This window comes from Pantoea sp. CTOTU49201, from assembly GCF_032054795.1.
In the GTDB taxonomy this organism is placed as follows: domain Bacteria; phylum Pseudomonadota; class Gammaproteobacteria; order Enterobacterales; family Enterobacteriaceae; genus Pantoea; species Pantoea symbiotica.
In genome coordinates, this window is record NZ_DAMBSA010000229.1 from 1 (window position 1) to 6,369 (window position 6,369).

At 57.8% G+C, this 6,369-nt stretch carries 7 protein-coding genes; 5 read left to right on the forward strand and 2 right to left on the reverse strand.

The genetic code is table 11. From position 1 onward, the window contains the following. On the reverse strand, nucleotides 1-484 hold a 484-nt coding region (locus tag RTY00_RS15660), incomplete at its 3' end, for an FAD-dependent oxidoreductase (RefSeq protein ID WP_312665067.1). Between the two features lie 74 nt (nucleotides 485-558). Further along, nucleotides 559-1,200: a TetR family transcriptional regulator gene (locus RTY00_RS15665; RefSeq protein ID WP_154157341.1), complete on the reverse strand. Its 642-nt coding sequence runs from the start codon at nucleotides 1,198-1,200 to the stop codon at nucleotides 559-561. 212 nt (nucleotides 1,201-1,412) lie between these two features. On the opposite strand from RTY00_RS15665, the gene RTY00_RS15670 reads away from it, so the two are divergent. The 5 genes from RTY00_RS15670 to RTY00_RS15690 form a co-directional block, all read left to right on the forward strand. Then, entirely contained in the window at nucleotides 1,413-2,240 is an 828-nt protein-coding gene (locus RTY00_RS15670) for a MetQ/NlpA family lipoprotein (RefSeq protein ID WP_312665068.1), read from the forward strand. A 12-nt stretch (nucleotides 2,241-2,252) separates the two neighbouring features. Next, nucleotides 2,253-3,383 (forward strand): ATP-binding cassette domain-containing protein, encoded by a 1,131-nt coding sequence (locus RTY00_RS15675; RefSeq protein ID WP_312665069.1) that lies wholly within the window; start codon nucleotides 2,253-2,255, stop codon nucleotides 3,381-3,383. Further along, nucleotides 3,364-4,020: a methionine ABC transporter permease gene (locus RTY00_RS15680; protein ID WP_176971439.1), complete on the forward strand. Its 657-nt coding sequence runs from the start codon at nucleotides 3,364-3,366 to the stop codon at nucleotides 4,018-4,020. The genes RTY00_RS15675 and RTY00_RS15680 overlap by 20 nt, the downstream gene beginning before the upstream one ends. 80 nt (nucleotides 4,021-4,100) lie before the next feature. Then, the gene (locus RTY00_RS15685; protein ID WP_312665070.1) at nucleotides 4,101-5,300 is read left to right on the forward strand and encodes a M20 family metallopeptidase; all 1,200 of its coding nucleotides are present in this window, start codon (nucleotides 4,101-4,103) and stop codon (nucleotides 5,298-5,300) included. Between the two features lie 11 nt (nucleotides 5,301-5,311). Further along, a partial coding sequence (locus tag RTY00_RS15690) for an NtaA/DmoA family FMN-dependent monooxygenase (RefSeq protein ID WP_312665071.1) occupies nucleotides 5,312-6,369 on the forward strand: 1,058 nt, incomplete at its 3' end.

The window sequence follows — 6,369 nt, forward strand, 5'->3', positions numbered from 1 at the left end:
TACCGTCGGCTAACACCATGCGGATGCGCAGCGCTTCATCGGCGATTGAGCTTTGGGCTAAACCCTGGCCGTGCGTGCCAGTGGCCATCGCGCCCGCCAGCGTTTGCACCGCAATCACACCCGGCGACGAGGCCAGCATGCGATCCATCTCGGTTAAGGTGCTGTAAACCTGCTCCAGCGGCGTACCGGCGGCAAAGGTGACGCTGTCGGCGTCTTGCGCAATCACGCCGTTGAATGCGCTGAGATCCAGCAGCAAATCCTGCTCATTCACGCCCAGCATGCGGCCCGGCGACAAGCGGCTGCCCAGCACGCGCACTTTGCCGCTGGCAGTGCGCAGCAGTTGTTGTAACTCCGCTTCTGTTTGCGGCTGTTGTAACTGACTACGCTGACCAACCACCGTGTTTTGCGCCCAGTTCCACAGTGCGCTGTCCTGGTCAGTATTGTGCGTATGGCGTAAGGGATAAAGGTGGGGGTCTTTGTTCACTACGGCGTTCCTTAAATTGAGGTCTGTGACGGTCCCAGGATTTAAAGCGTAGACCATCACTGCAAAGCCGCAGTCTACGGGGCTTTGCGCACGTAACGCAGCGTGGCGGTGACGGCTAACTGACGGTTACGACGGATGCTGTCTTCCTCGCTATCGTTTGGCGTGAACAGCGTGTGAAAGGTGTAACGATTGGAGACGTGATGCACACAAATGCTGCTGAGCAAGCGGTGCACATCGACGGTATCCAGCCCGTCAATAAACAGCCCTTGCTGCTGGCCGCGCGTCAGAATGTCATCCAGCAGATCGAGCGCACTCTTATTGAGTGCCTTGATGCGTTCGGATTGCATGATGTAGCGCCCACGCAGCAGGTTTTCGGTACATACCAGCCGCATAAAATCCGGGTGAGAAACGTGGTAATCGAAGCTGGCTTCAACCAGTTTGGTCATCGCCAGTTCCGGCTCCATCTCGGCGAGATTGAGGCCGGTTTCATGCTCGCGAATCGCCTGATACACCTGTTCGAGCACCTCAATATAGAGCTGCTCTTTGTTGCTGAAGTGATACACCACCATGCGTTTGGTGGTTTGCGCGTGCTCAGCAATCTGCTCCAGTCGCGCGCCCTGCATGCCGAACTCGGCGAACATTTTCAGCGCACCGGCAAGGATGCGTTTCTTAAGCCCTTCAGGGTCATTTTTTCGTTTAGTTGTGGTGTCCGACATAGCGCTCAGTAACAAGTCCATCAAAAGGGAAAGGATAACACAGCCATTTTCTCGCTTGTGGCGATGCGAGCGGCGCGCGGCTTTATGCTTTTCAGGAATAGCTTTCCTGAATAAATCATAATGCGGGAATAAGCAACTGCGTATACTGCGGTCATCTGTCGTCACGACAGCTTATTTTGACTCGCGCAATTATAACGATCGGGAAACACTTTATGCACACACGTTTTGTCTCAGTAAAAAATAAATTCTTGTTAAGTGCTGGTGCTTTACTGCTGGCCAGCGCGGCGCTGTCGCCGTTGTCCATCGCGCATGCAGCGGATAAAACCTCGGTAAAAGTCGGCATCATCAGCGGCGAAGATGAAGATGTCTGGCGCGAAGTGATCAAACAGGCGGCGGCAAAAGGCTTAACGGTGAAAACCGTGATCTTCAACGATTACAACCAGCCGAACGAAGCGCTGCAAAATGGCGAAGTGGACGCCAACGCCTTCCAGCATCAGCCGTTCCTCAATAACCAAATCAAGGTGAATCACTACGACATCGTGCGCGTCGGTGATACTGCGGTGTGGCCGATTGGTCTCTACTCGAAGAAAGTGAAAAACGCCAAAGCGTTGAAAGAGGGCGCGGTGATTGGCGTACCTAACGATCCCTCTAACGAAGCGCGCGGTCTGGTACTGCTCGAGCAACAAGGTCTGATCAAACTGAAGCCGGGCGTTGGCATCGCGGCTACCACCGCCGATATCACCTCAAATCCGCATCATCTGAAAATCAAAGAGCTGGATTCCGGCATCATCGGCCGTTCCGTTCCGGATCTGGATGCCGCCGTCGTCAACACTGATTGGGCGCTGAAAAGTGGCCTCACCACAGAAGATCGCATTGCGCAGGAGCCGGTAAAAGATAACCCGTACAACAACTTTATTGCGGTGAAGAAAGAGAACGTCAGCGCGCCGTGGGTGAAAACGCTGGTGGCTTCTTATCAGAACGATGCCGTGAAGACCGTGTTTGACAAGGTCTACAAAGGCACGGGCGAAACGGCCTGGTAAGGAACGAAAAAGATGACGTTATTCTCAGCAGCCGAAACGCCCTTTACCGCCGTTAAACGCGGCGTGGCGGAAAGCACTCACGACGAGGCGCAGGTGAAGTTTCGCGACAGCGGCAGCGTGGTGCGCCTGCAAGGCGTGTCACGTCGCTTTGGACCAACCCAGGCGCTGCGCGACATCTCGTTGACGGTGCAGAAAGGCGAAATTCTTGGCCTGATTGGACGCAGCGGCGCGGGGAAATCCACGCTGATCCGCTGTCTCAACGGGCTGGAACAACCTGATGAAGGCGTCATTGAAATCGAAGGCCGCAACATCACCGGCCTGTCGGAAAAACAGCTGCAAACGGTGCGCAGTCGCGTTGGCATGGTGTTTCAACACTTCAATCTGTTATCGGCCAAAACGGTGGCGCAGAACGTGGCGCTGCCGCTGAAAATCGCCGGCATGGATAAAGCGCAGCGTCAGCAGCGCGTGGCGGAATTGCTCGAGCTGGTGGGGCTGGCGGACAAAGCGCAAAGCTATCCGGCGGCGTTATCCGGCGGCCAAAAACAGCGCGTCGGCATTGCCCGCGCTCTGGCGGCCAGCCCGGCGCTGCTGCTGTGTGATGAAGCCACCTCCGCGCTCGATCCGGAAACCACGCGCTCGATTCTGGCGCTGCTCAAATCCCTGAATCAAAAACTCGGCATCACCATTCTGCTGATCACCCATGAGATGGAAGTGATCAAAACTGTCGCGCATCGCGTGGCGGTGATTGATGCCGGTGAAATCATTGAACAAGGGCCGGTGTGGCAGGTGTTTGCGCATCCTAGATCGCAATTGACGCGCACGCTGCTGAGCGGTTTGCTGCCGCAGCTGCCGGAAAATATTGCCGCGCGTCTCAGCGTTAAGAAGCAGGGCGACGCTATCTACAGCGTGCATTTTGCCGGTGACGATGCGCAGGGCGATTTGTTAACCCGTTTTGCCGGTGCGCTGCCGGGCAAGTTCCGCCTGCTGCAGGGCGGCATCGATCACATCCAGCACTACGCAGTGGTGCGTTTCTTTATCGCGCTCCCGGCGGCGAACGCGGCCGACGAGCAAAAGATTCTCAGCTGGCTGCACGCGCAGCAGGCTCAAGTGGAGTTGGTGGGTTATGTCGCCAGTCATGATTGATCTTTTACTCAATGCGTTAGGCGAAACGGTATTAATGACGCTGATTTCCGGCCTGTTTTCGCTGGTGGCGGGCTTGCCGCTCGGTCTGATTCTGGTGATGACCAGCCCCGGCGGCATCGCCGAACATCGCGGCGTTAATCGCGTGCTGGGCCTGATCATCAACAGCTTCCGCTCGCTGCCGTTCATTATTCTGCTGGTGGCGCTGATTCCCTTTACCCGTTTTCTGGTCGGCACCTCGCTCGGCACTTGGGCAGCGATTGTGCCGCTGTCGATCACCGCAACGCCGTACTTCGCGCGCGTGGCGGAAGTGTCGCTGCGCGATGTCGATCGCGGATTGATTGATGCAGTGCGCGCTATGGGTGCCAGCAAGCTGCGCATCGTCTGGGATGTGCTTATCCCGGAAGCGCTACCCGGCATTCTGTCTGGTTTTGTCGTCACGCTGGTGGCGCTGATTGGCGCTTCGGCGATGGCCGGCGCGATTGGCGCAGGCGGACTGGGCGATTTGGCGATCCGTTACGGCTATCAGCGCTTTGAAACCTCAGTGATGATCGCGGTGATTGCGGTGCTAATCGTGCTGGTGTGCGGCATTCAGTGGGTCGGCGACCGGTTGGTGCAGCGTATTGATAAACGTCATTGATTTGCAGTGGCCATGTGAACGGTGGTGGCCTTTGTAGGGTCGCCATTTATGGAGACCTAAACGCAACAAGGAAAATACTCATGTCGCTGAACGCCCTTCAGCTCACGCTGGAAAACAACCTCGAACAACACAGCGCCACTTACCTCAAGGTATCGCAGGCGATATTTCATAACCCCGAAACCGGCAACAGCGAATATTTCGCCAGCGAGCAGCTCACCCAATTACTCACGGCGCAGGGTTTTGACGTCACGCGCAACGTCGCCGGCCACGAAACGGCGTTCTATGCGGTTAAGGCCAGCGACAAACCGGGCCCAACCATCGCTTTTCTCGCAGAATATGATGCGCTGATCGGCATCGGCCACGCCTGCGGTCACAACCTGATCGGCACCACCAGCGTGGCGGCCGCCATCACGCTGGCGCAGGTGCTGGATCAAACCGGTGGCCGTGTGGTGGTGTTAGGTACGCCAGCGGAAGAGGGCGGATTAGCCGGACCGGGCGGCCCGAAAGGCAACGTAAAAAAGCGCTTTGTCGAAGCCGGATACCTCAAAGATGTCGACGTGGCGCTGATGGTGCATCCCGCGGGCAAAACCCGGCTGACCGAATCGACGCTCGCCAATAATCATCTCTATTTCCACTTCTACGGCAAGCCGTCGCACGCTGCCAGCGCGCCACATGAAGGCATCAACGCGCTGGATGCGCTGGTGCTGCTCTACAACGGTATCAGCGTGCTGCGTCAGCAACTGCCGGATGGCGTGCGCGTGCACGGCATTATCACCAACGGCGGCCAGGCCCCGAATGTCATCCCGGAATACGCCTCGGGGCATTACTACATCCGCGCGGACAGCCGCGAAGTGGTGGAATCTCTTGAGCCGCGTCTGCGTGCCATTGCTGAAGGCGTGGCGCTGGCGACCGGCGCACGCGTTGAGATTGATCATCAAATTGGCCCACGTGATTTCAAACTGAACGCAGCGCTGGATGCCTTGCTGCTGGAGGAGTTCACGGCGGCGGGCGAAAACGTCGATCTGTCACCGCAGAAAAACAAAGTTTCGACCGATGCCGGCGACATCAGCCATGCGGTGCCGACGGCGCATCCGTGGCTGAAAATCGGCCCCGACGATCTGATTTTCCATACCGTGCCATTCCGTGAAGCGGCCAACTCTGAGCGCGGCTATCAGGCGCTGCTGATTGGCGCCCGCGTGCTGGCGCGCACCGGCTTACGTCTGCTGACCGATGCGGACGCCTTAAACCATGTCAAAGCGGATTTCGCGCGACAACTATAAAGGAGAGTGTTGTGTCGCAAACCTATCGCAGAAAATTGAAAACCCTGGTCGGCGCCAGCAGTGTGATTTCCGCCGCCAATGACAGCCAGCCGGGCGTGGGCATCACGCGCGCTATCGAACTGGCGAAAATTGCCGAGCGCGAAAAGATCACCGGGCTATTTACCGCCGATTTGCTACAGGCCGATCCGGCCGGATTAGCCGGCACCACCGGCACGCAAGATCCGCTGATTGCGCTGGCGGCATTGAGCCAGGTGACGTCGCATATCGGCTTGATCGCCACCGTCAGCACCAGCTGGCTGCATCCCTATAATCTGGCGCGTCAGGTTGGCACGCTCGATCACATCAGCGGCGGTCGCGCGGGCTGGAACGCGGTGACCTCATCGGTTGGCGAAGAGAACTTCGGTGAAAGCCAACTGCCGCCACCGCAGGAGCGCTACGCGCGCGCCACCGAATTTATCGAAGTGATGAACGCGCTGTATGACGCCAATGAACGCGCGGCGGTGCAGCGCACTGCCAGCGGCGGCATTAAACTCGACCACACTAAACTGCATCCGATTAACTATCGCGGTGACTATTTCCAGGTGGCGGGTCCGCTTAACGTGCCGCCGCCGCCACAGCGCCGTCCGGTGCAATTCCAGGCGGGACAATCCGAAGCGGGCGTAACGCTCGGTGCACGTTATGCCGAAGTGATTTACACCTCCCAGCCTACATTTGAGGCGGCGCAAACCTTCGTGGCTGATGTGCAGCAGCGGGCGCGACGTTTTGGCCGCGAACACAATCCGCCGCTGATCATGAACTCGTTCCACGCCATCATTGGCGACAGCGATGCTGACGTGGCGCGCCGTTTGCGCGATAAGCATGAACGCATCAACTACGAGCAGGGCAGATTACGCGTGGCCGATATGCTGGGCGGCGAGGTGGATCTGCGCGATTTGCCGCTGGATCAACCGTTACCCGCCGCGTTTATTCCCGAGCTGGCGCAGGTGCATCGTCGTCAGGGCCGCGCCGCCATTTTCCGTGGCTATGCGCTGGAAGGATTAACCTTGCGAGAGCTGATCATCAAAGCTGA

Coding starts and splice junctions, on each gene's coding strand:
- RTY00_RS15665 (WP_154157341.1), bottom strand. CDS start 1,200: ATGTCGGACACCACAACTAAACGAAAAAATGACCCTGAAGGGCTTAAG.
- RTY00_RS15670 (WP_312665068.1), top strand. CDS start 1,413: ATGCACACACGTTTTGTCTCAGTAAAAAATAAATTCTTGTTAAGTGCT.
- RTY00_RS15675 (WP_312665069.1), top strand. CDS start 2,253: ATGACGTTATTCTCAGCAGCCGAAACGCCCTTTACCGCCGTTAAACGC.
- RTY00_RS15680 (WP_176971439.1), top strand. CDS start 3,364: ATGTCGCCAGTCATGATTGATCTTTTACTCAATGCGTTAGGCGAAACG.
- RTY00_RS15685 (WP_312665070.1), top strand. CDS start 4,101: ATGTCGCTGAACGCCCTTCAGCTCACGCTGGAAAACAACCTCGAACAA.